This is a genomic window from Proteiniphilum saccharofermentans, from assembly GCF_900095135.1.
GTDB lineage: Bacteria > Bacteroidota > Bacteroidia > Bacteroidales > Dysgonomonadaceae > Proteiniphilum > Proteiniphilum saccharofermentans.
Map to the genome: position 1 here is coordinate 1,479,845 of NZ_LT605205.1, position 25,058 is coordinate 1,504,902.

Annotated in this window: 17 protein-coding genes and 1 tRNA gene; 10 read left to right on the plus strand and 8 right to left on the minus strand. The window is 43.8% G+C overall.

Annotated elements, in window-relative coordinates; translation table 11 throughout:
• The first annotated feature begins 3 nt into the window (after positions 1 to 3).
• Entirely contained in the window at positions 4 to 2,034 is a 2,031-nt protein-coding gene (locus tag PSM36_RS05705; RefSeq protein ID WP_076929614.1) for a hypothetical protein, read from the plus strand.
• A gap of 72 nt (positions 2,035 to 2,106) precedes the next feature.
• The gene (locus PSM36_RS05710; protein ID WP_076932087.1) at positions 2,107 to 3,252 is read left to right on the plus strand and encodes an aldose epimerase family protein; all 1,146 of its coding nucleotides are present in this window, start codon (positions 2,107 to 2,109) and stop codon (positions 3,250 to 3,252) included.
• A 92-nt stretch (positions 3,253 to 3,344) separates the two neighbouring features.
• On the opposite strand, the gene nth is transcribed toward PSM36_RS05710, so the two are convergent.
• From nth to PSM36_RS05740, 6 genes are all read right to left on the minus strand, one after another.
• Positions 3,345 to 4,046, minus strand: a complete 702-nt coding sequence (nth, locus tag PSM36_RS05715) for an endonuclease III (RefSeq protein WP_076929617.1) — start codon at positions 4,044 to 4,046, stop codon at positions 3,345 to 3,347.
• An 18-nt stretch (positions 4,047 to 4,064) separates the two neighbouring features.
• Entirely contained in the window at positions 4,065 to 4,295 is a 231-nt protein-coding gene (locus PSM36_RS05720; protein WP_076929619.1) for a DUF2283 domain-containing protein, read from the minus strand.
• A 1-nt stretch (position 4,296) separates the two neighbouring features.
• A complete protein-coding gene (locus PSM36_RS05725; protein ID WP_161947549.1) occupies positions 4,297 to 4,497 on the minus strand; it encodes a DUF4258 domain-containing protein in 201 nt (66 codons plus the stop codon).
• 156 nt (positions 4,498 to 4,653) lie between these two features.
• Positions 4,654 to 6,216 carry a M81 family metallopeptidase gene (locus PSM36_RS05730; protein ID WP_076929624.1) on the minus strand — a complete coding sequence of 521 codons (1,563 nt, stop codon included), beginning with the start codon at positions 6,214 to 6,216 and terminating at the stop codon, positions 4,654 to 4,656.
• Between the two features lie 12 nt (positions 6,217 to 6,228).
• Positions 6,229 to 6,939, minus strand: coding sequence for a 16S rRNA (uracil(1498)-N(3))-methyltransferase (locus PSM36_RS05735; protein ID WP_076929627.1), 711 nt, complete (start codon positions 6,937 to 6,939; stop codon positions 6,229 to 6,231).
• Positions 6,940 to 6,949: 10 nt separating this feature from the next.
• A complete protein-coding gene (locus tag PSM36_RS05740) occupies positions 6,950 to 7,543 on the minus strand; it encodes a bifunctional nuclease family protein (RefSeq protein WP_076929630.1) in 594 nt (197 codons plus the stop codon).
• Positions 7,544 to 7,649: 106 nt separating this feature from the next.
• On the opposite strand from PSM36_RS05740, the gene PSM36_RS05745 reads away from it, so the two are divergent.
• Positions 7,650 to 7,725: transfer RNA gene (locus PSM36_RS05745), tRNA-His, on the plus strand.
• A 102-nt stretch (positions 7,726 to 7,827) separates the two neighbouring features.
• Here the strand turns inward: PSM36_RS05745 and PSM36_RS05750 are convergent.
• Positions 7,828 to 8,586, minus strand: a complete 759-nt coding sequence (locus tag PSM36_RS05750; protein ID WP_076929632.1) for an RNA methyltransferase — start codon at positions 8,584 to 8,586, stop codon at positions 7,828 to 7,830.
• A gap of 350 nt (positions 8,587 to 8,936) precedes the next feature.
• Between PSM36_RS05750 and PSM36_RS05755 the strand changes: the two genes are divergently transcribed.
• From PSM36_RS05755 to PSM36_RS05780, 6 genes are all read left to right on the plus strand, one after another.
• Positions 8,937 to 10,964 (plus strand): transketolase family protein, encoded by a 2,028-nt coding sequence (locus PSM36_RS05755; protein WP_076929635.1) that lies wholly within the window; start codon positions 8,937 to 8,939, stop codon positions 10,962 to 10,964.
• Between the two features lies 1 nt (position 10,965).
• On the plus strand, positions 10,966 to 11,421 hold the full coding sequence (rpiB, locus tag PSM36_RS05760) for a ribose 5-phosphate isomerase B (RefSeq protein ID WP_076929638.1): 456 nt from the start codon (positions 10,966 to 10,968) through the stop codon (positions 11,419 to 11,421).
• 70 nt (positions 11,422 to 11,491) lie between these two features.
• Positions 11,492 to 12,502 (plus strand): S41 family peptidase, encoded by a 1,011-nt coding sequence (locus PSM36_RS05765; RefSeq protein ID WP_076929641.1) that lies wholly within the window; start codon positions 11,492 to 11,494, stop codon positions 12,500 to 12,502.
• A 54-nt stretch (positions 12,503 to 12,556) separates the two neighbouring features.
• Complete coding sequence (locus PSM36_RS05770; RefSeq protein WP_076932088.1) at positions 12,557 to 13,948, plus strand: aminopeptidase P family protein; 1,392 nt, start codon at positions 12,557 to 12,559, stop codon at positions 13,946 to 13,948.
• A gap of 409 nt (positions 13,949 to 14,357) precedes the next feature.
• On the plus strand, positions 14,358 to 16,721 hold the full coding sequence (gene hypD, locus PSM36_RS05775; RefSeq protein ID WP_076932090.1) for a trans-4-hydroxy-L-proline dehydratase: 2,364 nt from the start codon (positions 14,358 to 14,360) through the stop codon (positions 16,719 to 16,721).
• An 11-nt stretch (positions 16,722 to 16,732) separates the two neighbouring features.
• Positions 16,733 to 17,638 carry a glycyl-radical enzyme activating protein gene (locus PSM36_RS05780; protein WP_076929643.1) on the plus strand — a complete coding sequence of 302 codons (906 nt, stop codon included), beginning with the start codon at positions 16,733 to 16,735 and terminating at the stop codon, positions 17,636 to 17,638.
• 8 nt (positions 17,639 to 17,646) lie between these two features.
• On the opposite strand, the gene PSM36_RS05785 is transcribed toward PSM36_RS05780, so the two are convergent.
• Positions 17,647 to 21,642, minus strand: coding sequence for a hybrid sensor histidine kinase/response regulator transcription factor (locus PSM36_RS05785; protein ID WP_154671078.1), 3,996 nt, complete (start codon positions 21,640 to 21,642; stop codon positions 17,647 to 17,649).
• A gap of 364 nt (positions 21,643 to 22,006) precedes the next feature.
• Here PSM36_RS05785 and PSM36_RS05790 point away from each other — a divergent pair, with 364 nt between their 5' ends.
• On the plus strand, positions 22,007 to 25,051 hold the full coding sequence (locus PSM36_RS05790; RefSeq protein WP_232001523.1) for a SusC/RagA family TonB-linked outer membrane protein: 3,045 nt from the start codon (positions 22,007 to 22,009) through the stop codon (positions 25,049 to 25,051).
• Positions 25,052 to 25,058 lie beyond the last annotated feature (7 nt).

Below are 25,058 nucleotides of genomic sequence, written 5' to 3' on the forward strand. Positions count from 1 at the left end.
CGTATGCAAATCAAAAAAATCACTTTATACTCTATCGCTATTTTGTGCCTGCTGAATGTGGAATACATAATTGCTCAGGTTCCTGCAATCAACATAGATGCTTCAATAGCGTTAAAAATACCCGGTAACAATGCCGTACACTATCCATTGAAAGGAGCAACGGGAGAGGAGCAGTCAGTTCAATTAAAAGCGGATAAGGATATTCCGGTTGCCATTACACGGACAGTGGAAGAAAATAGGATAGAAGTGGTGATCTCAGCCAAAGAAGATATCTATTTTAATTTCAAACAGCGGATCAATACCACTTACTCTCATGATGATTGTCAATTCTATATGCCCGGTTTCTGGTATCGCCGTAATCTGCGTTCACCCAAAGAAGCGCCTTCTTTTCATACATCCGATAGCTGGACGGTACGTGAAGACCGGTTGAGTGTGCCGATGACCGCTGTTTTCAATGAAAGGACAGGGGAGTATCTTTCAGTTATGCGGATGGACGATTTTAAGGAAGAAGCGCTTACAACACATAAAGAAGGAGAAGTGATCGTTTCCGGTAAAACATCGATCGGTTACACCGGATTTGAAAATGTGAACAGTGATGCCAATATCTCTTTCGGTTTTCCCTATTATGAAACACCGAAGACATATATCCGGAAACTTACGTTGGCACCGTCGGTAGAAGCATTCCAATATCTTGAAAAAGGAGAATCGATCAAACTGACATGGCTCCTGCAATCGGGTAAAGTTTCTGATTTTTCGGGACTTATCCGTCAATTATGGGAATACAGTTACGATACCTGGCGTCCAGAACCAGTGGATATCCCTTTCAGCGATGATTTCGTAAAAGAAACCCTTACCGGATTTTTTACCCGGAGCTTTGTGAGCGACCATCCCCTGAAATTCAATTCGGGAGAAGGAATGGTAGTTGCTACCTGCGAGAGCCTCGGACGTGCTGAGATAGGCTTTGTCGGTAGAGTCCTGCTCAATGCATTCAATGCATTGGAATACGGACAGCAGAATAATCGAGCTGAATTGGTATCCAATAGTTATTCTGTTTTCGATAGTTATCTGAATCATGGTTTTACACCCAACGGGCTTTTCCGTGAATTTGTGAACTTTGATGATGACAGGGCGAAACCCAATACACTTACGCTTAGTATTCGCCGTCAATCCGAAGGCTTATATGCTATGTTCCATTTCCTTCAGTATGAAAAAGAAAACGGCCAAAAACATCCGGAATGGGAGAGTAAAATGAAATCTCTATTGGAGAAAATCCTGCTTCTGCAAAATGCAGACGGAAGTTTTCCACGTAAGTTTAATGACGACCTGACTATCGAAGACGGAAGCGGTGGTAGTACGCCTTCGGTAACGGTACCATTGGTAATGGCTTATAAGTATTTTAACGACAAAAAATACCTGAATGCCGCTAAAAAAACAGCTGATTACCTGGAGAAGGAAATTATTTCCAAAGCCGACTATTTTTCCTCTACCTTGGATGCTAACTGCGAAGATAAAGAGGCCTCTTTGTATGCTGCAACGGCAATGTACTATCTGGCACTGATTTCCAAAGGGAATGAACAACAGCGCTATTCCGATCTCTCTCTTAAAGCATCCTACTTTGCTCTTTCCTGGTATTACATGTGGGATGTGCCGTTTGCCCGGGGGCAGATGATAGGTGACATCGGCCTGAAAACCAGGGGATGGGGGAATGTATCGGTAGAGAACAACCATATCGATGTGTTTATCTTCGAGTTCGGTTCAGTGCTGAACTGGCTATCTAAACGATATGATGAACCTCGTTTTGACGATTTTGTCAAAGTCATCTCTTCATCGATGCGTCAGCTGTTGCCGTTTGAAAACCATATGTGCGGTGTAGCAAAAACAGGATATTATCCCGAAGTGGTGCAGCACACCAATTGGGATTACGGACGCAATGGAAAAGGATTTTATAATGATATTTTTGCTCCGGGATGGACAGTGGCATCGCTATGGGAACTGCTATCTCCCGGCAGAGCTGAAAATTTTTTATCGAAGTAAATCATAGGTACATAAATAAAATCATGTAAATTTGCGAAAGAATTTATTAAATATAAAGGAAAAATGATAAAAATCAATCGATTAATCCTGCTGCTGGCAATCATAGCCATAGCCGGATGTACCAACAAACAAAAAGAGGCTCCCGCGGAGGAAACAACACTCTCGGGATTGAAGAAGAGCGACTTTCAGGCAGTCGTAAACGGTGACTCGGTCAACCTTTATGTACTGAAGAATGCGAACGGTGTGGAGGTTACCGTAACCAACTATGGTGGACGGATTGTCTCGGTGATGGTTCCCGACAAAGACGGAAAACTACAGGATGTAGTACTCGGTTTTGATAATATTGATGACTATGTCAATATCAATAACAATTTTGGGGCGACCATCGGACGTTATGGCAATCGGCTTGCCCACGGAAAGATCACGGTGGACGGAGTAGAGTATCAATTGCCTCAAAATAATTTTGGGCATACCCTGCACGGCGGACCGGAAGGGTTTGACAAGCAAGTCTTCGATGCTGTCCAGCCGAACGAGCAATCAGTAGTATTAACTTACCTGTCGGAAGACGGAGAAGCAGGATTTCCCGGTAACCTGAACGTGAAGGTGACGATGACGTTGACAAATGATAATGCCATTGACCTGCAATATGAAGCTGAAACGGACAAGGAGACGGTGGTTAATCTGACCAATCACTCTTATTTCAATCTGTCGGGTGATGCCAATAACACTATCCTCAATGACCTGTTGATGATCAATGCGGATGAGTACACTCCGGTGGATGACACATTTATGACGACAGGGAAAATCGAAAAAGTGGAGGGTACGCCGATGGATTTCAGGACACCTACTGCTGTGGGAGCGCGCATCGACCAGTATGATTTCGACCAGTTGAAAAACGGTGACGGTTATGACCATAACTGGGTGTTGAATACCAAAGGAGATATTTCACAGATTGCGGCTACGGTTTATTCGCCTGTTACCGGCATTCAACTAGAGGTATATACCGACGAGCCTGGGGTTCAGGTTTATACCGGAAATTTCCTTGACGGAACAGTTACCGGTAAATATGGTGCTGTATATGGCAAACGCAATGCAATCTGCCTGGAGACACAAAAATATCCCGATTCGCCTAACAAACCTGACTGGCCTTCTCCCTATTTGAAGCCGGGAGAGAAATATACCAGCCGTTGCATCTATAAATTCACAGTACAACAGTAACCCATTGTAGGTAAAACAAAAAATCGGGCTGTAATCGTTGGATTATAGCCCGAAATTTTTTCCCTTCCTGCCGGGTAAATGTTAGTATTGAACTATTTCTTCGGCTTATTTGCCTTTCTACTTGTCTTTGTTCCTGAGTGGACAGTCATGCCTGATCCGAAATGCTTCTCATAATATTTACACCATGGACTGAGACCGCAGATCTCGCATTTCGGTCTTCGCGCCACGCAGATGTATCGCCCGTGCAGGATAAGCCAGTGGTGCGCTTTCGAGAGCAATTCTGACGGAATATATTTCACCAGTTCCCGTTCTGTTTCAAGTGGTGTTTTGGAATTGTCGGTCAATCCGATGCGGTTTGCTACACGGAAAACATGCGTATCTACAGGCATGGCAGGTTTATTGAATGCGACAGCCAGCATCACATTGGCTGTTTTACGGCCAACGCCCGGGATGGTAAGCAACGAGTCGATATCGTTAGGCACTTCACCCCCGAAGTCGGAGAGCAGCTTTTTCGCCATCCCGACCAGATTCTTCGCTTTGTTATTGGGATAGGAGCAGGATTTGATGTATTCGAAAACTGCTTCGGGTGTTGAAGCGGCCATTACTTCGGGCACAGGGAATACTTCGAACAAAGCGGGTGTAACCATATTCACCCGCTTGTCGGTACACTGCGCAGAGAGAATCACCGCCACCAGCAATTGATAATCGTTCTGATAATGCAACTCCGTCTCGGCTGATTCCGCATTTTCTATGAACCAGTCGATTACCTTTTTATAACGCTCCTTTTTGGTCATATCGCTGCATTGTGAATATTATCCGGCTGCAAGGTTACTTTCCCAAACCGCTTTTTCCACCTCTTTAAATGCAGGAAAAATAGATTGTTTGTGTTTTTTTACAAAGTAGAGGATTTCGATTCCTACTATATTTTTTTCGCTATCGTAATCTAATACAATATTATTCTCTTTTTCTTCACTTTCGACAATATTGTTTTCGGAAAATTTTATATATAAAGCATCGGCCTCTTTGTCATATTGAATATTCATGTTATTTCCCTTTCTTGTTTCTATCAAAATAAGCTGTTATTATAATATTATTCATCTTATTTACTACTACTTTAAGCCATTTATCCTGATATTCTGCTATTATTTTATAAAAATGGGTTTCATCTTCTGCTATATCTATCTGTTCATCGGGATGTTGGACGGTCTCTAAAATCCATTTGGTTTTTAAATTTCGCTCCTTCATCCTTTCACTTAGATGGTTCGAGACTTTCAAATTGTTTATCTCCATAACTATACAAATACAAAATTAGTTCATTTTTGTGAGAACGGAATTTTAAAAATGATAAACTGATTCGATGGTAGCCAATAAACGTTTTCGTTAAACTAAATGAGCATTATATTACCGTTTTATTTCGTCCGACGATGGTATGAACCGTGCACTCAGATCGGGATCTTCCATGTCGGGATCAAGCGGATAGATCGGGCGTTGAACTCTCTCATACGGTAATCTCAACAGATCCTGATCCACACCACCGGGTGTAAGCGCCATCACCCAATCACCGCGCATATCGTACAATTCTGGTACAAGGTATCCTATCTTCACCACTAAAATATCAGCTTCTCTCGGGTTTAATCCCAGATCGGTGAAGTTCTTCTCATAGTGGTAGGCCGTCCTTTTTTCCGTTACAATGGTGTAGATATTCCCACTTTTCACTACAGCTTTGGCATTGTCATCATCTTCATCAATAGCCGTCACCTCTCCCTTCAGGCGAATAGGCGGCGCATAACGATTGTCCACTTCGGCGCCGGCCATGCCGTCTACCTGTCCGCCAACCCCTGCCTCGATGGCTTGTCTGACCAATTCCGGGCCGGGAATGGAAGCATAAATCAATGTTTTGCTTCCGGAAGCACGGAACTCGGGACGTTTGAACAGTTCATGCAGAGTCCAGGTGACATCTCCCGCACCACCGGCAGTAGGATTATCTCCCATATCACTAATGATAAATGGTTTTTTATCGCTTGCCAATGCTTGTGCCAATGCATTATCCAGATAAGTAGTGGGAGCTACAAAATCAAATTCTTTCCTTACGTTCCAGAAATGATGTGCCAGCTTTTCAGCTACCCTGGCTACTGCTTCTTTATCGTCTCCATATGCCATTACCACTCCATGGTTTCGCGGTGCATCAGCCCAGGGGTAAGATAACCAGACGGAGGCATCGATCACCTTATCCTCTTCAAGCAGGCCGGGGATCTGGCCGGTAAGGGTCTTTCCCGGTTCGATACGGGTACTGGTCTGTTCACCCGGAAGGAGGATAGGAACGCGGATCCATGCTTTATAAGCAGGTTTTCCTTTGCCATTTTCTAACCTGTCAAGCAAGTTGATGACGGCCCTTTTTTTCGTTTCGATAGCATCCTCGTGGGGAGAGAGCCGGTAGCAGGTAATCAGGTCGGTATTCTGGGCCAGACGGTGTGTTACACTGCCGTGCGGGTCCATTGAGGTGGAGATCAGTACATCAGTACCCACCACATCACGAATACGCATCAGAAAATCACCCTCGGGATCATCTAACCCCTGTACGCTCATTGCCCCGTGGATATCGAAGAAAAGTCCGTCCAAAGGCAAGGTCTCTTTCAACAGGTCCAAAGTCTTTGTCACCAGCGACTCGTATGCTTCACGGGTGACAATACCTCCCGGCATAGCGTGTCCACGGAGGGTAGGAAGCCATACGGCCCGGTCTATTATTCCTGAATCGGGAGCCATAAAAGGGTAGTAGGAAAAAATATCTTCCCCGGTACGTGCCCTGAAAGCATCTTCGTGGGTCACTGCCGGTGAAAAGGTACTGGATTCGATGGCAATACCCGCAATGGCAATTCTTGGTAATTCCTTTTTAACAGTGCCGCTGTTACAGCCTGATGCCAACAATATCAGACCTATTGAAAATGCGATAGTTATTTTTTTCATCTCTGTAAAATATTATGATAAACTATTGATTACATGTATAGTATGTATGGCGACCAGGCAGGCTGTCTCTGTCCTAAGCCGGGAATCGCCCAGAGTAACCGGTTCAAAGCCGGTCGCAATTGCTTTCTCCACCTCTTCCTGACTAAAATCTCCTTCCGGTCCGATAAGGAAAAAGGCGTTTTCATCCTTTTTATAGTGCTGAGCCAACTGCTTCTTAGGAAGATCATAGCAATGCGCTATATATTTTTTTCCATTGAACGGTTCTGAGATTACCTTTTCAAATTGGGATAATTCATCAATTTTGGGTAGATAAGATCGCTGTGACTGTTTCATTGCTGAAACTGCGATCTTCTCCAGACGCTCAGTCTTGACCTCTCTACGTTCAGAATAATGACAGAGCATTGGGGTAAATCTATCGATCCCGATTTCCACGGCTTTCTCGACGAACCACTCGTTCCGTTCCATCTGTTTGGTAGGAGCAAAAGCGATACGGAGATTATACCCCCACCCTTTAGGTTTTTCAATACAGTTTTGAATATCTACCAAGCATTGCTTTGGATTGGCCTGAAGCAGTGTACATTCATAAAAAGATCCTTGCCCGTCTGTCACAGTAAGTTTATCGCCTTCCCGCATACGGAGTACTTTTACACAATGTTGCGATTCCTTTTCGGGAAGTAGGGAGCTTTCCAAAAGAGTGGGTGAATAGAAGAGTGTGTCAGCCATACGCCTAAGTTCAGGATTTATTCTCCCTTCGGTTTATCTCATCACGTAGGCGGGTCGCCAGCTCGTAATTCTCTTCCTTCACTGCATCGTCAAGGCGATTCTTGAGAATATCCAATCTTAGACCCGATAGTTCTTCTTCCCCTTGAGGAGGCTCATTATTCTCCGGTTCAATAGAACCTGCAGGAGCCTGTTCATCGAAGACGATTGCCATTTTTTGCATGATTTCCTCTGTAGTAAAGATAGGGGAGTGAGTGCGGATAGCTAAGGCCACTGCATCGGAGGTACGGGAGTCGATGCGGTACTCTTTGCCGTTTTGTAGTAGCAGCAATTCCGAGAAGAATGCGCCGTCTTCGAATTTATGGATCAAAACTTCCTGTAATTCAACCCCCAGTTCATTCCAGATGGAACATATCAGGTCGTGCGAAAGAGGCCTAGGCGGGATAATTCCTTCCATTACAATTGCAATGGATTGCGCTTCAGGAGTACCAATGACAATCGGTAACCGGCGTATGCCATTTTCCTCTGCAAAGATAAGTGCATAAGCCCCGGCCTGTACCTGACTGAAAGATATTCCCAATACGGACAGTTTGACTTTTTTTGACACAGTTGATTCGTTTTTTGATTAAAACAACTTCAAATGTAATGAATTTTTTTCTGTTTTGTATGAGAATTTAGAAAAAAGATGTACCTTTGCACTCGATTTGAAATACGGTGGATGTAGCTCAGCTGGTTAGAGCGTCGGATTGTGGTTCCGAAGGTCGCGGGTTCGAGCCCCGTTCTCCACCCACTCTCACAGAAGTGAGTTTTATCCTTTTTAGATTTGTTTTAGGTGATCACGTATTTTACATACGTGATTTTTTTGTCCGCCCGGTATGAGCTGTTTTCAGATTATGACCTTGACCTGCGTCGAAATTCCGCACAGGTGATTGCTGTAGCTGTAGCCACATTTAATGATTCTGAAGTAGCTCTTCCTTCCGGGAAATTGGGAATAAAAAGTTTCTTGTTAATCAACTTCTCAGTCTCACGGCTAATGCCTCTGCCCTCACTTCCCATAACAATGAAACCATTATTTGAAAGGGAGGTAGAATAAATATCTTCTCCTTCCAGGAAAGTGCCGTAGATGGGAGAATGCGATTGCTGTCTCAGGAGATCTTTGATATCGGTATAAAATACTTTTATACGGGCAATGGCTCCCATGGTAGCCTGCACGGTCTTGGGGTTAAAGATGTCGACACTATCGTAAGAGCTTATGATATGTTCGATGCCGAACCAGTCGGCGATACGGATAATAGTTCCCATATTTCCGGGATCCTGGATACCTTCGAGTACAAGGCATAATTGATTACTGAAATCAATTTTTTCAATCTCCTGTGATGGACGATAAAAAACACCAATAATTTGCGGTGCTGTTTTCAGAAAAGTAGCCTTTTTTAATTCGTTTTCATCTGCTGCAATAATCTCTTCGGCCTTTAATTCGGGATGGGATGATAAAATGGAAGGTAATGCAGCGATCAGTTGACAGCGACAAGTTCTTAATAGGTCGAAAACCAACTTCGTACCTTCTGCCACGAAAGTATTGTGTTCGTTGCGAAATTTTTTCTCGTTCAACGACCTGATATATTTTATTTTGTTTTTACTTAAACTCATTCTATTCGTTCATTACGTTCATGTTGTTCGCTTCGCGTTATTTGGTTTTACCGCTGTTTGCTTCGCATTCTTCGGCTTCGTCGTTGTTTCCCGCCTTGTGGAATTATTTCAAATTACAGTCGAACAACTGCGGAGCAACCATCGAACAAAAGTGTAAAAGTAGCAATATTCCTCGTCCGGATTGCCAATTCACCATGAAAATCCATGAAATTGTACCAAAAAATGCGTCAAACATATCAATTATTTCAGTCTGTAAATTAAAAAAAGAATTACCTTTGTGAATAATAACCCTTTCAATGTTGAATTATATCTGAGTTGTAAATTAAGACTTTATATTTTACCGATATTTTATGAACGATAACACCTTACTGAACAAAGCGGCCGATAATATTCGAATTCTTTCGGCATCAATGGTAGAGCGGGCGAAATCAGGCCATCCCGGTGGAGCAATGGGAGGTGCCGATTTTATTAATGTCCTTTTTTCTGAGTTTTTAGAGTATGACCCCGAAGATCCGGCATGGGAATTGAGGGACCGTTTCTTTCTTGATCCGGGGCATATGTCGCCGATGCTTTATTCTGTACTTTGTCTCAGTGGCAAATATTCATTGGATGAATTGAAAGAATTCCGCCAGTGGGGTAGTCCTACCCCCGGGCATCCCGAGATTGATGTGATGCGGGGTGTGGAGAATACATCCGGGCCGTTGGGACAAGGTCATGCTTATGCCGCCGGAGCAGCCATTGCTGCCAAATTTTTACAAGCAAGACTGGGAGATGTCATAAATCACACTATTTATAGTTTTATTTCCGATGGAGGTATCCAGGAGGAAATTTCGCAAGGAGTAGGGCGTATTGCCGGTCATTTGGGATTGAATAACCTGATCATGTTCTATGATTCTAATAATATACAGCTCTCCACTACTACCGATGCAGTTACCAGTGAGGATGTGGCGAAAAAGTATGAAGCGTGGAACTGGAAAGTAATTACGATAGATGGTAATAATGTTGATGAAATCCGTCGTGCATTGAAAGAGGCCAAGACCGAGAATGAGAAGCCCACACTGATCATAGGTAACACCGTAATGGGGCGTGGTGCGTTAGCCGCGGATTGTACCTCATTCGAATGCCAGGTTTCTACACACGGACAACCGTTAAGTGCTGCCGGCGCTGATTTCGACCAAACCATCAGGAATTTAGGTGGTGATCCGGAAAATCCTTTCGTGATTTTCCCCGAGTCAGAAGAACTCTATGCCGGAAGAAAAGAGCAACTGAAAGAAATAGTATCTGCAAAAAGAGCAAAACAGGAGGAATGGGCAAAAGCCAATCCCGGACTGGCTGAGAAAAAGCATAAATGGTTTGCGCGTGAGTTGCCTTCTATCGACTGGGCCGCTATTCAACAGAAGCCGGATAACGCTACCCGTGCAGCTTCAGCTACCGTTTTGGGTGAGTTGGCGAAACAAGTGGAGAATATGATCGTAGCATCAGCCGACCTCTCCAATTCGGATAAGACGGACGGTTTCTTGAAATATACAAAAGCGTTTGTGAAGAATGATTTTTCCGGTGCGTTCCTTCAGGCCGGAGTTTCCGAATTTACGATGGCTTGCCTTAGTATCGGGATGGGTCTTCATGGAGGAGTTATCCCTGCTTGTGGAACTTTCTTTGTCTTCTCTGACTATATGAAGCCTGCCATTAGGGTAGCTGCATTGATGGAAACACCGGTCATTTTCATATGGACTCACGATGCATTCCGTGTTGGCGAAGATGGTCCCACCCATCAACCGGTAGAACACGAAGCACAGATACGCTTGTTAGAGAAATTACAAAATCATCACGGTAAGAACTCAGTGCTTATACTTCGTCCTGCCGATGTCCATGAGACGACTGTCGCATGGAAGATGGCGATGGAAAACAGTACGACACCTACGGGGCTGATCCTTTCCCGCCAGAATATTAAAGATCTTCCTACTTCAGGTAAATCTCGTTTCAGTGAAGCATTGAATTCCGGAAAAGGTGCTTATATCGTTCAAGATGATGCGGATTATGATGTGATATTGCTTGCTTCGGGATCAGAAGTGTCTACCTTGGTAGAAGGTGCATATCTTCTACGGGCTGACGGAGTAAAGGTACGCATAGTCTCTGTCCCGTCAGAGGGATTATTCAGGACCCAATCTCCCGAATACCAGGATTCAGTATTGCCCAAAGGGAAGAAGAAATTTGGCCTTACTGCCGGACTTCCCGTAACTTTGGAAGGGCTGGTCGGTTCCGATGGGGCAGTATGGGGGATGACATCCTTTGGATTTTCGGCTCCCTATAAGATCCTCGACGAAAAATTGGGATATACCGGAAAAAATGTTTACGAACAGGTGAAGAAATTGTTATAACATGTCTTTATTCGATAATTCAGAAAAACCTATAGGGTTGGCATCCGACCATGCGGGCTATAAAGTAAAGCAATTCATCATCAAAGTGCTTCAAGAAAAAGGGATTCCCTACAGAGATTTTGGAGCCTATTCTGAGGAAAGCAGTGACTATCCCGATTTTGCTCATCCTTTGGCAAAAGCCATAGAAAACGACGAGTGTTACCCGGGAGTAGCCATTTGTGGGACAGGGATAGGAATCAGTATTGCGTTGAATAAGCATCAGGGAGTACGTGCCGCTTTATGCTGGAATCCCGAAGTAGCCTTCCTTGCAAGAGCTCACAATGATGCGAATATCCTGGCACTGCCGGGCAGGTTGCTGAGTGAAGAGGAAATCTATGAAATATTGGTGACTTTTTTGAATACACCTTTTGAAGGAGGACGCCACCAAAGGAGAGTAAGTAAAATCCCTTGCGGATAATCTTATATGACACCCGGCTTGTCCGGCTTGAGATATTCTGTAAATAGAACTGTTTTCCCTATTCAAACATATGAAGAAGAGGAGAAGGTATACTACACTTTTGTTATTACAACTTATCTTTTGGTTGGGTTGTAGTGATATAGGGATGCAATTCGATAATCACCCGAGGGGTAATTTCGATGCATTATGGACTATTCTGGATAGAAATTACTGTTTTTTTGAATATAAGGATATTGATTGGGATAGTGTATATAAGGAGTACAGTGCACGTATAACTTCCGATATGGACAATGATGCCCTCTTTAAATTGATGGGGCAGATGCTTGCGGAATTGAAGGACGGGCATGTGAATTTAACCGCAGCACACGACGTAACCCGTTATTGGGAATGGCAGGAAGATTATCCATCCAATTTTGATGTATCAGTACAAAAACATTACCTGGGAAATGATTACGGCATTGCTTCCGGAATGAGATATAAAATATTGGAAGACAATATCGGTTATCTCTATTACGGTAGTTTTTCCAATGATATAGGACATGGAAACCTAGACCAGGTATTAAACAGGATGGCTATTTGTAGGGGACTTATCATTGATGTGAGGAGTAACGGCGGGGGAAGTCTCACCAATGTCGAAAAGATTACCAGCCGATTTTTTAATGAACGCCGCCTTATTGGTTATATTTCCCACAAAATCGGTCCTGGACATAACGATTTCTCCACCCTATATCCTAAATATGTAGAAAGTTCCGACAGGGTACGTTATCAGAAACCGGTAGTTGTGCTTACCAACAGGGGATGTTACAGTGCTACCAACGAGTTTGTCAGCATCATGAAGTACGCTCCCAATGTAACTGTAATGGGCGATAAGACAGGGGGCGGTAGTGGATTGCCGTTTACTTCCGAACTGCCCAATGGCTGGTCAGTTCGTTTTTCGGCTTCCCCTATGTTCAATGCAGAAAGAGAACATATCGAATTCGGTGTAGAACCCGATATATATGTGAATATGGAAGGAGAAGACAAGGAAAAGAATAAAGATACAATAATTGAGAGAGCACGTACCTTGTTGAAAAATCAGTGATTATCTGTTGGGAGTAATATATTCAGAACTATACCGATAAACTAATAACGTATGATGTTTGAGGAAAGGATCTATATCGAAAGGAGAGAGAAGTTGAAGAAACAGTTTCAAACAGGGAAACTGCTTTTTCTCGGGAATGATGAATGCGGTATCAATTATGCTGATAATACCTATTACTACCGTCAAGATAGTACATTCCTCTATTACTTCGGAATCAGTAAACCCGATTTGATCGCTTTGATTGATATCGATGGGGATAAGGAGTATGTCTTTGGGGATGATCCTACGGTCGATTCAATTGTCTGGACAGGCTCCCAGCCTAAGATCAGTGAGTTGGCTGGAAAGGCGGGTATACACCATACAGGCGATTTGTCGGCATTCCGGAAGAAAATCTCGGGTCTCGACAAGCAGTCGGTCAAGTACCTGCCGCCTTACAGGGCTGAACATTTTCTCAAACTCAACGACTTTCTTGGATATTCGGTGGCGGAAGCCACAGCTAAAGCGAGCAGGGAGTTTATCGTTGCGGTGGCCGGGCAACGTAATATCAAATCGCAAGAAGAGATAGAGGAAATTGAAAGGGCAGTCGATGTGACGTCCGATATGCATTTAGCCGCCATGCATTATGCCCGTGCGGGGATGACTGAAGCGCAGGTAACAGCCAGGGTGCATGAAGTGGCCATCGCAGCGGGAGGAAATCTTTCCTTCCCAATCATCGGCACTATCAACGGACAGTTCTTGCATAATCATTATCACGGAAACACCCTAAAGGAGGGAGACCTGTTTCTCCTGGATGCAGGATATGAGACTCCGTTAGGATATGCCGGTGATATGAGCAGCACCTTTCCGGTATCCCGGAAATTTACTGAGCAGCAGAAAGATATTTATCGTATCACACTCGACGCACATCATAAAGCGATTGAACTGGCTAAACCGGGTGTCAATTTCAGGGATGTGCATCTTCATGTGGGGGAAGTACTCTTCGATGGACTGAAAGCGTTAGGATTGACCAAAGGGGATACCAAAGAGGCTGTCGCCAATGGAGCACATGCGCTTTTCTTCCCGTGTGGCACCGGACACCTGATGGGACTGGATGTACACGATATGGAAAATCTCGGCGAACAGATTGTCGGTTACGCAGGTGTACCAAAAAGTACACAATTCGGACTGAAATCATTACGCCTGGGACGTGAATTGCAACCGGGTTTCGTGTTGACCATTGAACCTGGAATCTATTTCATTCCGGAATTGATCGATCACTGGGAAAGCAATAAAATAAACGGCGATTTTATAAACTTCAATGAGGTCAATAAATATCGTGACTTTGGAGGAATCCGCAACGAAGAGGATATCCTAATCACTGAAACGGGTAACCGGGTACTCGGAAAACCACTCGCCAAGACAATTGAAGAAGTAGAGTCGGAACGCGAAAAAGCCTGGCTTGGTTGATGTAATGATTAGATGATGTGTAAATGTGATGATATAAATATGATGTGCTAATATGCCAATGTAATGATGTGAATAATTGGTAATTAGTAATTGGTAATTGGTAATTAGTAATTATAATCATCAAATAAGTAAATCTACAAATCAATATAACATGTACTGTAGTCAACACATAATATCCCTATACCATAACAACGGGAAGCGCTTGTTCTCCTGCTGGATGTGTTGATGTGCTCTCTTTCTGTTCGTTTTTTATTTACTCGGATCCTTCCGGGTAATTTTCCGCTTATCTATCTATTTACCCTTAAAATTTACGAATATGTTTGAAGAGCTTAAAATAAAAAATAATGTCCCTGAACGAAAAGCATATCAGGAGGGCAATTTCTATACAGGCAGTACTCCGAAACCGGGAATGAACGACCGGATACGTACTCTGCGGGAAGAGAGCGTCTCAACCCCGGCATCCCTTTCCATCGAGCGGGCACTGATAGAAACCGCGTTCTATAAAGAGAACAACGGAAAATATGCTACTCCTGTGATGCGTGCGTTGAATTTTTTGGAGATCTGCGAAAAAAAGAGCATTTACATCGGAACGAATGAGCTGATCGTAGGTGAACGGGGAGAGAAACCCAAGGCGGTATATACATTTCCCGAACTGACCTGCCATTCTGTGGAAGATCTGCATGTGTTGAATACACGTGAACAGCAACGTTATGTGATCAGTGAGGAGGATATCGATATTTACCGGCGTGAGGTAATCCCTTATTGGAAAGGTCGCTCACAGCGTGACCGTATTTTCAACCATGTCCCCGGTGAGTGGAAAGCGGCTTACGAAGCCGGTCTGTTCACCGAATTCATGGAACAGCGAGCACCCGGACATACCTGTATGGATGGTAAGATCTACCGGAAAGGGATGCTCGATTTCAAAAGGGAGATAGAGGAAGAAATAGCAAAACTCGATTATTGCAATGATCCCGAAGCACTTGACAAAGAAGACCAGTTACATGCCATGGCCATATCCTGCGATGCCATTATTCGACTGGCCGAGCGTCATGCCGAAAAAGCCGAAGAGATGGCCCGCCATGAAAAGGATCCGGCACGGGTAGAAGAATTGAACCGTATCGCCGAAGTATGCCGGAGGGTGCCCGCCCATGCCCCGCGTAACTTTTGGGAAGCGATCCAGATGTATTGGTTTATTCATCTGGGGGTGATTACGGAGCTGAACGGCTGGGATGCCTTTAACCCCGGCCATTTCGACCAGCACCTGGCGCCGTTCTATCAAAACGACCTTGAAAACGGGACGTTGACGCGCGAGGAGGCAAAGGAGCTGCTCTGCTGCTTCTGGATCAAGGTGAACAACCAGCCGGCACCGCCAAAAGTGGGGATCACAGCCAATGAAAGCGGCACCTATAACGACTTTACCAATATTAATATCGGAGGCGTGAAACCGGATGGCTCAGATGGTGTGAACGATGTTTCCTATCTGATGCTCGAAGTGATAGAGGAGTTACATATCCTGCAACCGGGCAATTCGGTGCATATTGCATCCGTAACTCCGAACCGTTTTCTGCATGCCGCCATTAAAGTGATCCGTCAGGGGCATGGCTATCCGTCTGTATTCAATCCCGATGTTTATATTCAGGAAATGTTGCGCTCCGGAAAATCTTTGAGAGATGCCCGGGAGGGAGGATGCAGCGGATGTATTGAGGTGGGTGCGTTCGGAAAAGAGGCTTATCTGCTGACCGGCTATTTAAATGTTCCCAAGATACTGGAAATTACACTCTTCAACGGCGTTGATCCCGTGACCGGAAAAAAGGTAGGTATCGAGACCGGTGATCCGCGTAATTTTACATCCTATGATGAGTTATATCAAGCCTTTCATGCCCAATTGAAATATATTATCGACCTGAAAATAAAAGTCAACCACTACATCGACCGGATGTATGCCCGCTATTTCCCTGCTACCTTCCTGTCGGTGCTGATTGATGACTGCATCAAAAAAGGACGTGATTATTATAACGGTGGCCCGCGATACAATACAACCTATATTCAATGTACGGGGCTGGGAACAGTAACCGATTCCCTCTCTTCCCTCAAAAAACATGTCTTTGAGGTGAAAGATATCAGAATAGATCAGTTGCTGTACGCGATTTCCGTCAACTTCGAAGGAGAAGAGGTGTTGCGCCAGCGGATCATCAACCACACTCCTTTCTTCGGGAACGACGATGATTATGCCGACAACATTGCAGTGAAGGTGTATGACGATCTGTTCGACCTGATCGATAACCGGCCAAACGGGAAGCCGGGTGGTAAATACCATCTGAACATGTTGTCCACCACCTGCCATAACTATTTTGGAAACGTGATGGGCGCCATGCCTAACGGGCGTCTGGCAGGAAAAGCCATTTCCGATGGTACATCACCCTCACACGGATGCGATACGCACGGCCCTTCTGCGGTGATTCGTTCCCTCAGTAAACTGGATCAGGTGAAATCGGGGGGTACGTTGTTGAATTTACGTTTCCTACCCAGCCTTCTCCGGCGAGACGAAGACGTAGCGAAATTGGGAAACCTTATCCGAAGCTATTTTGCACAGGGAGGACACCACGTGCAATTCAATATTGTGGATACAGCTACGTTGATCGCGGCCCGCGACAATCCCGAGGAATACAAGGATCTGCTGGTGAGGATGGCGGGTTACAGTGATTATTTCAACGACATGCACGAAAACCTGAAACAGGAGATTATCGAACGTACTGAAAACGAATCGTTCTAAAACGAAAGTCGATGCCTTTCCTCTTTGACATAAAACGGTATTCGATCAACGACGGCCCCGGGGTGCGGGTTACGGTCTTTTTCAAAGGCTGTCCGCTTTCGTGCCGATGGTGTCATAATCCCGAAAGTATTTCTTTTAAGACCGAGAAACTGTATAATAAAAGCAAATGTATCGGATGTGGATCGTGTGTGGCGGTATGCCCCGAAAAGGCACTTACGTTGACTGAAACAGACGGAGTGATTACCGATTTCGAAAAATGCATTCTCTGCGGAAAGTGTGCCGAAGTGTGTCCCACCAAAGCCATCGAGATGAGCGGGCGGAACTATTCCGAGGAGGAAGTGATGGCAGCCGTGCTGAAAGAGACCCATATGATGGATGCTTCGGGTGGTGGGGTTACTTTCTCAGGCGGTGAACCGTTGATGTACCCCGCAGCATTGAAAAGCCTGCTGATCAGGTGCGGACGGGAAGGGATCCATCGGGCAGTCGATACCTCGGGTAGTGTGAGATCGGCGGTGGTGGAAGATATCCTGCCTTACACAGATCTCTTTCTCTATGATTTGAAAGTGATGAATGCAAAGACCCATCGAACGTGGGTGGGAGCAGATAATACACTTATCCTGAAAAATCTCAGGTTGATTTCCGATAACGACAAGGAATATCATATCCGTATTCCTTTGGTGGAAGGAGTAAATACCGATAATGAAAATATAATGGAGACAATCGCTTTTCTGAACGGATTGAAACGAAAACCGACCGTTGTAGGGTTGTTGCCATATCACAATATCGCTTCGAAAAAATATGAGAAACTGGGAAAAACGTACAGCGAAAACGGTATGGCGGAACCGTCACAAGAAAGGCTGGCACAAATTCTCTCTGCTTTCACGAAAAACGGATTGAATGCAGTGATTGGCGGCTGATATTATTTTCAAGTCTCGGTAAAGTCTTTCGGGAGTTTTCCGAATTGTTTCTGGAAACATTTTGCAAAATAAGACGGGTTGTTGAAGCCTACCCTGTAACACACTTCATTTACCCTGTATCTTCTTTCGCTTAACAGTTCAGCCGCTTTCTTCAGCCGCATGGACAGGATAAGCCTGTTGGGCGTTACTCCCGATATCTGTTTTATCTTTGCAAACAATCCCGAGTTGCTGATGCCTATTTCTTTTGCCAGATCATCAATAGAAAAGTCGGAATTTTCAATATTCTTTTCAATGATCTCGTTCAATTTTACCAGAAAATCTTCATCTGTTTTGTTTCCTGCGATACTTTTCAGGGAAGCATACGGTGTCTGGGAGAATTTTTGGAACAGTAATCTGCGTGATTCCAGCAGGTTCCGGATACGTGCGGACAAGTAGGAAATATGGAAAGGCTTGTCTAGATACGCATCGGCGCCTGTCTCAAAGGCTTCGATCTTTGATCCGACATTTGTTTTTGCTGTCAGCATAATCACCGGAATATGGCTCCATAAAAAATTCTGTTTGACGGTTCTGCAAAATGCGATGCCATCCATATTCGGCATCATCATATCCGTAACGATGATATCTATTGGATGATTTTCCAGGATGCCAATACCCTCATTGCCATCGTTTGCCGTATAAACGAGGTAATTGTTCAGGAACTGTTTCCGGATGAACGCCTGCATATCCTTGTCGTCTTCCACGATCAGCAGCGATGGTTTTTCATCATTACCCGAATCGCAACAAACGTTGCCGGAATCGCAACTTTCGGTTTCTATACCGGAACTCATCTGTGTTTCCGTAGAATATTCTCCGGGGAGAGGATATTCTTCCTGCCTGTTTATTTTAGGAAGAACGACTGAAATGGAAAAACTCTCACCGGGATTATTTATTAGTTCTATTTTTCCGTCAAGTGCATCTACTATCGATTTTACCAGATATAACCCGAGGCCTGTACCGGAGTTGTATTGTCCCGGCACCTGATAAAACGGTTTGAATATATGCTCGGTTTCCGATTCAGACAAACCGGCACCGTTATCTTTTACCGATATTTCATAGTAATCGGCGGAGAGATGTGCATTCAGTTTCAGTAATATGTGATCAGTGGTGTATTTCGATGCGTTGCTTAACAGGTTGCTTACCACTTTTGTAAGGTTCTCCGCATCGGTCATCGTCTCGAAATCCGTATCATCACAGATGTATTCAAACAGAATGTGTTTATGTTCGATGAATGGTTTAAACCGTTGATAGATCTCTGCCAGTAAGTGATGAATGTTCTGATTGGACAATGAGATCTGGATACCCCCTTTTTCAATTTTTGAAAAATCGAGTAACTGGTTTACCAGTGTTAAGAGTCGTTGGCTATTGCTTCTCATGATATCCAGATTCTCTGTGATTGCATCCGACATCGTGTCCGAAGTTTCTATTATCTGTTCCAAAGGGGCAATGATCAAACTTAGAGGCGTCCTTATCTCGTGTGCCACATTGGTGAAAAACTCTATTTTGGAACGATACGTTTCTTTTTCCTGTTCACTTCTGATTTTGGCTATTTTTTCCTCGTTTTTTCGCCTGTCTTTCTCCCGGAGGAAACGGAACAGATAAACGATGCCGGCAGTAACGAATAGAATGTAGAACGTAATTGACCATCCGTTCCACCAAAGAGGCGGTTTTATGATGATCGCCAAGGTATAATCTTCGTCGTTCCAGACGCCATCGTTATTCGATGCTTTTATTCTGAACATGTAATTTCCGGGTGGAATATTGGTATAGGTTGCTCTCCGCTCTTTACCGGCATCATTCCAACTCTTGTCGAACCCTTCCAGCATAAACATATACCGGTTTTTCTCAGGAGCAAAGAAACTTAACGCCGTAAATCCGAAACTGAATGAATTCTTATTGTGTGCCAGTGTAAGCACAGATTGATTTTGTTTATTTTCAGCCACAAAACCATCCATATTCACCGGTTTGTTGAACAATTGAAAATCTGTTATTGCGATAAGAGGCATGTGCATGTTCTTCGGTATTTGTTTGGGATAGAAAGTATTAAATCCATTGGGTGTGCCGAGGTAAATTTTTCCGGAGGAGGATTTGAAGCCGGAATTCGGTGTAAACAGATCGCTCAGCAGGCCGTCGCTTTTGGTAAACTGCCGGTACTGTCTGGTGGAAGGGGTGTAACAGATTAATCCTTTCAGTGTGGCAATCCATAGGTTTCCGTTTTCTGCGAAGATCTTGCAAATATAATTGCTTTGAAATTCTACTTTTTCATCGATAAATATATCCTTTTCGGCATCATACCGGCATAGCCCATGGTTTGTCCCGATCCATAGTTGTTGTTCTTCATCGATGCATAGGGATATCACGTCGTTACTGATCAATGAATGTTCGTTGTCGTATTCGAAAGTGTATTCCGTCCATTTACCGGATTCGAGATTGAGTTTTTGTAATCCCCTGTTGATCGTCGCAAACCAGATATGCTTCCCTGTCTGCAGAATATCCATCACTATTTCATTCAAATTCCGCACCCGTGTGAAATTATCCGATTGCCGGTTATACACGTTTATTCCCGATGTGGTGCCTATCCAGATGTTTTCCAGCGAATCACGGTATAGCGAATAGATGTTATTCGCATCCAATGAGTTTTTATCCGCATGATCGGAAACATAATGTTTGATTTTCTTAGTGCGAAGATCCATTACATTCAATCCTCCCGTATAAGTGCCGATCCAGAGTTGATCGTTATCGATCAGGAGAGCATGCACATTATCAAATGACAGGCCGTCTGTTTCGTCTTTGTAGCTATATGCCTGGAATTTCCCGGTTTTTACCTCCAATTCGTTCAGTCCGCCGTCTTCCGTCCCGATCCATATATTTCCGGAGGGGTCTTCACAAAAGCAGCTGACTACGTTTCCCGTAATGGAGTTTTCGTACCTGCTATGGGTATATCCTGTGAAGTAATTCCTGTTGGGTGACGCATAATTGATCCCTCCATAATAGGTTCCGATCCAAAGTCCTCCTTCATTATCTTTATAGATAGGATACACAAAACAGTTGGAAAGCTTTGGTTCCCGGAAGTGTTGTTCCGGTCGGTTCCCGGCTATGGGAGAGAGTTTAAAAGAGGTAAGTCCGCCATTCGATCCGATCAGTATTGTGCTGGGATCGTATTCTGTTAATTGATGGATATGCAGTATTCTCTCTTTGTCGGGAGTATATACATGTCTTTCGGTGATGATCCCTTTGTTTTTATCTACCGCGATCAGGCCATTGGTCCATGTTCCGAACCACAATGTGCCGAAAGTATCTTCCAGCATACTGTAAGCACGTAACTCCTTTTGTTCGTTGAAAGGCATCTCCGGAAATCCGGGAATAAATTGACGCGATTCCCGGTCAAACCTGTATATCTGGTGCTGCGTGTTATCAACCGAAGCCCAGATTATATTATCCTTGTCTTTATAGATCGATGTTACCCAGATCTGTTCGTCCGGATTTGTTTTGAATTCCTCGAAAGAATGCAGGGATAGCTTATTATTTTCATACACAAAAACCCCCTGTCTTGCAGACGTAATCCATATTTTCCCGTTATCGGGAACCAGATTCTGAATTCTTCCTGAGACCTGAATGCCTTTTTCGGTTTTTAATATAAACGGATTGAACCCGTCTTTTCCCAGGTCAAACGTACATACTCCTCGTTCAGTTCCGATCCAGAGTGTTTGATCCCCATCTTCAATAAGACAATATACATAATTGTTTATCAGGGAATTTTCATTTCGGGGTATATTCCGGTAGGCGGTAAATGTGTAACCGTCGAAGCGATTCAATCCGTTCTCGGTTCCGAACCACATAAATCCTTTGGAGTCCTGGAGAACCGCATACACCGTATTCGAAGACAGACCGTCCTCTGCTTTATAATATTTGAAATTCAGCTCAATGGAAAAGGATCTCAGACAGTATAAAACGAACAGCAGTAACATGAAATATTTCAAGTGGTTCGAATGCATACCTTCCGTTTAACTTTTGATTGTTTATTCTTTGCAAATTTACTTATTTTTCTAAATAACCGGGTCTGAAATGAGGGTAAAACCAATCAGGTACAGGCGTCATAACAGTTAAAATGACAATTATAGAGGATATTTCTACTTTTTCGGAGAAAATTTCTATCCGGGCTCCTCCACTTTGTGTTAATTTGTCGAGGTAAGTCTAATTATGTGTTAAGGGGGCTGATAAACCCTGTTATAAGTGATGTGTTGAGAGGTCTTTCTATAATGGTGGTGTTGTTATATTACGTGAGTTAAACAATAAAGTGAGTAATGAAAAAATGATTAAAAAACTATGAAAATGAACACATTGATTCATTTCCTTTTTTCCTCGAATAGGAAAATTGGATTATTCCTGTTTATGGTTTCAGTATTAACTTTTCTGAATAGTTTTGAAACCGTTTACTCTTCCGGAAATATTCATGCAAATTATTTTTACGAAGAGATAGAGCAACAGCAAGTTTCCGTAAGAGGCGTGGTAACTGATGCTTCGAGCGGGGAGCCGCTGATCGGGGCAAACGTGATTGAAAAAGGGACATCGAACGGTACCGTGACAAACAGCGACGGCTCATTCCTATTGTCAGTGCAGAATTATCGTGCTTTGCTGGTCATATCCTATATCGGTTATCAAACGGTGGAGATACAGGCTTCGGATAATCTGAATATTTCACTCACCGAAGATACGGAATTGATCGATGAACTGGTAGTGATTGGATATGGTACGCAACGAAAGGGCGATGTGACAAGTGCTATTTCGAGTATTAAATCGGAAGATTTTTTAGTAGGGAAGATTGGGGATGCCGCAGATCTAATCAAGGGTAAAGTAGCAGGGTTAAACATTGCCAAAGGATCCGGTGATCCGAATCACTCTTCTACTATTCGTCTGCGCGGTGTGATATCGCTGCACGGTAGTTCCACCCCTTTAGTGCTGATCGACGGAATCGAGGGTAACTTAGGCACTGTCGCACCCGAAAATATTGCATCAATCGATGTTTTGAAAGATGCTTCCGCCGCGGCAATTTATGGTACCAGAGGAGCGAATGGAGTAATTCTAATTACCACGAAATCGGGTAATAGAAGAGCAGAGACGATCGCTAATTATTCAGGTTATACCTCCCTTTCTCAGTTCGGTAAAACGCTGGATTTTTACGGTCCGGAAGATATCAGGCTGGGAAAAACTAACTTCGTAGATAAAGGGTATGATACCGATTGGTTGGATGCCGTCACGCGAACTGCTATGACCCATAATCACAACATCAACATGCGCGGTGGAACGGATAAAACAACCTATTCCGCCGATTTTACCTTTCGCAATGAAGATGGAGTTATCATGGATACCTACAGCAGAGATATAAAAGCAAATCTTGACCTGTCTCATTGGATGTTCAATGATATGCTGAAGATTCAGCTAAACGTGGTAAAGGGGTTACACAAAAACAGTGCAACGAACGCGAGCAATGCAGATGCCTCTAATATCTACCGCCAGGCTATTATCCACAATCCCACAGAACCGATATGGAACAATGACGGTACTTACTTCGAGAATTTTCAGGTCAACTATTACTATAATCCCGTAGGAATGATCAAGGAACGTACCGGCTCATACAACACTGAATGGACCCGAATGACCGGCAATATTACCTTTGAGCCGATCTCCGGTTGGCAGACAAATCTGATGCTAGCTACCCGTCAATCCAATGCCCACAATAAAGGGTATTATACCTCTGAATATTACAGCCAAAAGATGGAAAACCATACAGGGTACGCGTATCATTCTTTCTCAGGAAGCCGCACAGACAATCTGGAGGTAACTTCAAAATACCACAACTTTCTTGGACAGCATCGTGTAGACGGACTTGTAGGGTATAGTTACCAGTATAATGTAAATGAGGGATTCAATGCCAATAACTATGATTTCCAGAACGACTTTTTTCAGTATAATAATCTGGGTGTAGGAGCAGCGCTCAAAGACGGGAAAGCCGGAATGGGAAGTTATAAGAACGACAATAAACTGATAGGTTTCTTCGGTCGTATCAGTTATGGTTACGCCGATAAATATAACGTGTTGCTAAGTGTTCGCCAGGAAGGTTCATCCAAATTCGGTGAAAATCACAAATGGGGTACTTTCCCTTCCGCTTCATTGGGCTGGACAGTAAGCAATGAAGAGTTTATGAAGGACCTTACTTGGTTGAATCATCTGAAACTACGTGCCGGATATGGTGTTACCGGAGTAATACCCAATGATTCATATCAATCATTGACAAGATATGCATTGGGATCTTCTTATTATTATGAAAATGGCGTGTGGAAACCGGGTTTGGTGGTTGCTTCCAATCCCAATCCGGATCTGAAATGGGAAAAATCAGCAGAGATCAATATCGGAGTCGATGTAAGTGTGTTGAATGATCGGTTGGGTGCATCTGTCGACCTCTATAACAAACAGACCAACGATTTGTTATGGTGGTACTCGGTACCCGCTCCTCCCAATCTCTATACGCAAACACTGGCCAATGTAGGAGAAATGGTTAATAAAGGAATCGAAGTAGCAATCAATGGGGTGCCTGTACGTACAAGAAATTTTGAATGGAAAACCACACTTACGGGATCTTACACCACAAATAAACTGTTAAGTCTCTCTAATGATTTATATGAAACGGCCAACGAGATAGATGATGCCTGGTTGGGTGAACCTATTACAATTGCGACCCAACGATTGATCGTGGGTAAGACCGTCGGACAATTCTTTGGCCTGAAATCGGTAGGAGTATCGGAAAACGGACTTTGGTTGATTGAAAATCCGGGAACAGGAGAAGCGGAAGAGTTTACCGATAACATGCTCAATAACGATAACTATCGCCAGTATTTGGGAAATTCTCTTCCTAAGGTATATCTGGGATGGAACAATAGCTTCTATTACAAGAATTTTGACCTATCCGTGCAGTTTACCGGACAATTCGGATTCGACATACTCAATGAACCGCGTGCTTTTTATGAAAATAATTCCATCGCCTATAACCGTCTGAAATCAGTTGAAAAGCCACCTTATGGCGGACAATACACACTTTCAACAGCGCAAAAACAGACCATTGTAAGTTATTACATGGAAAAAGGCGATTTTGTGAAGTTGACCAATTTTACACTGGGATATAACGTTCCTTTACGAAGTACTGCCTATGTGAAGGGTATGCGGGTTTATATATCAGGGGATAACCTGTTTACTATCACCGGATATAGCGGATTAGATCCTGAGCTATCAAATAGTGACCCGCGCTCTGCCGGTATCGACTGGCGCGATAGGTACCCATCTATTCGTTCGTTTACGTTTGGGGTTAATATTACATTCTAAAAAATAA

Coding starts and splice junctions, on each gene's coding strand:
- PSM36_RS05705 (WP_076929614.1), top strand. CDS start 4: ATGCAAATCAAAAAAATCACTTTATACTCTATCGCTATTTTGTGCCTG.
- nth (WP_076929617.1), bottom strand. CDS start 4,046: ATGACCAAAAAGGAGCGTTATAAAAAGGTAATCGACTGGTTCATAGAA.
- PSM36_RS05720 (WP_076929619.1), bottom strand. CDS start 4,295: ATGAATATTCAATATGACAAAGAGGCCGATGCTTTATATATAAAATTT.
- PSM36_RS05725 (WP_161947549.1), bottom strand. CDS start 4,497: ATGAAGGAGCGAAATTTAAAAACCAAATGGATTTTAGAGACCGTCCAA.
- PSM36_RS05730 (WP_076929624.1), bottom strand. CDS start 6,216: ATGAAAAAAATAACTATCGCATTTTCAATAGGTCTGATATTGTTGGCA.
- PSM36_RS05735 (WP_076929627.1), bottom strand. CDS start 6,939: ATGGCTGACACACTCTTCTATTCACCCACTCTTTTGGAAAGCTCCCTA.
- PSM36_RS05750 (WP_076929632.1), bottom strand. CDS start 8,586: ATGAGTTTAAGTAAAAACAAAATAAAATATATCAGGTCGTTGAACGAG.
- PSM36_RS05755 (WP_076929635.1), top strand. CDS start 8,937: ATGAACGATAACACCTTACTGAACAAAGCGGCCGATAATATTCGAATT.
- rpiB (WP_076929638.1), top strand. CDS start 10,966: ATGTCTTTATTCGATAATTCAGAAAAACCTATAGGGTTGGCATCCGAC.
- PSM36_RS05765 (WP_076929641.1), top strand. CDS start 11,492: ATGAAGAAGAGGAGAAGGTATACTACACTTTTGTTATTACAACTTATC.
- PSM36_RS05770 (WP_076932088.1), top strand. CDS start 12,557: ATGTTTGAGGAAAGGATCTATATCGAAAGGAGAGAGAAGTTGAAGAAA.
- hypD (WP_076932090.1), top strand. CDS start 14,358: ATGAACGACCGGATACGTACTCTGCGGGAAGAGAGCGTCTCAACCCCG.
- PSM36_RS05780 (WP_076929643.1), top strand. CDS start 16,733: ATGCCTTTCCTCTTTGACATAAAACGGTATTCGATCAACGACGGCCCC.
- PSM36_RS05785 (WP_154671078.1), bottom strand. CDS start 21,642: ATGTTACTGCTGTTCGTTTTATACTGTCTGAGATCCTTTTCCATTGAG.
- PSM36_RS05790 (WP_232001523.1), top strand. CDS start 22,007: ATGAACACATTGATTCATTTCCTTTTTTCCTCGAATAGGAAAATTGGA.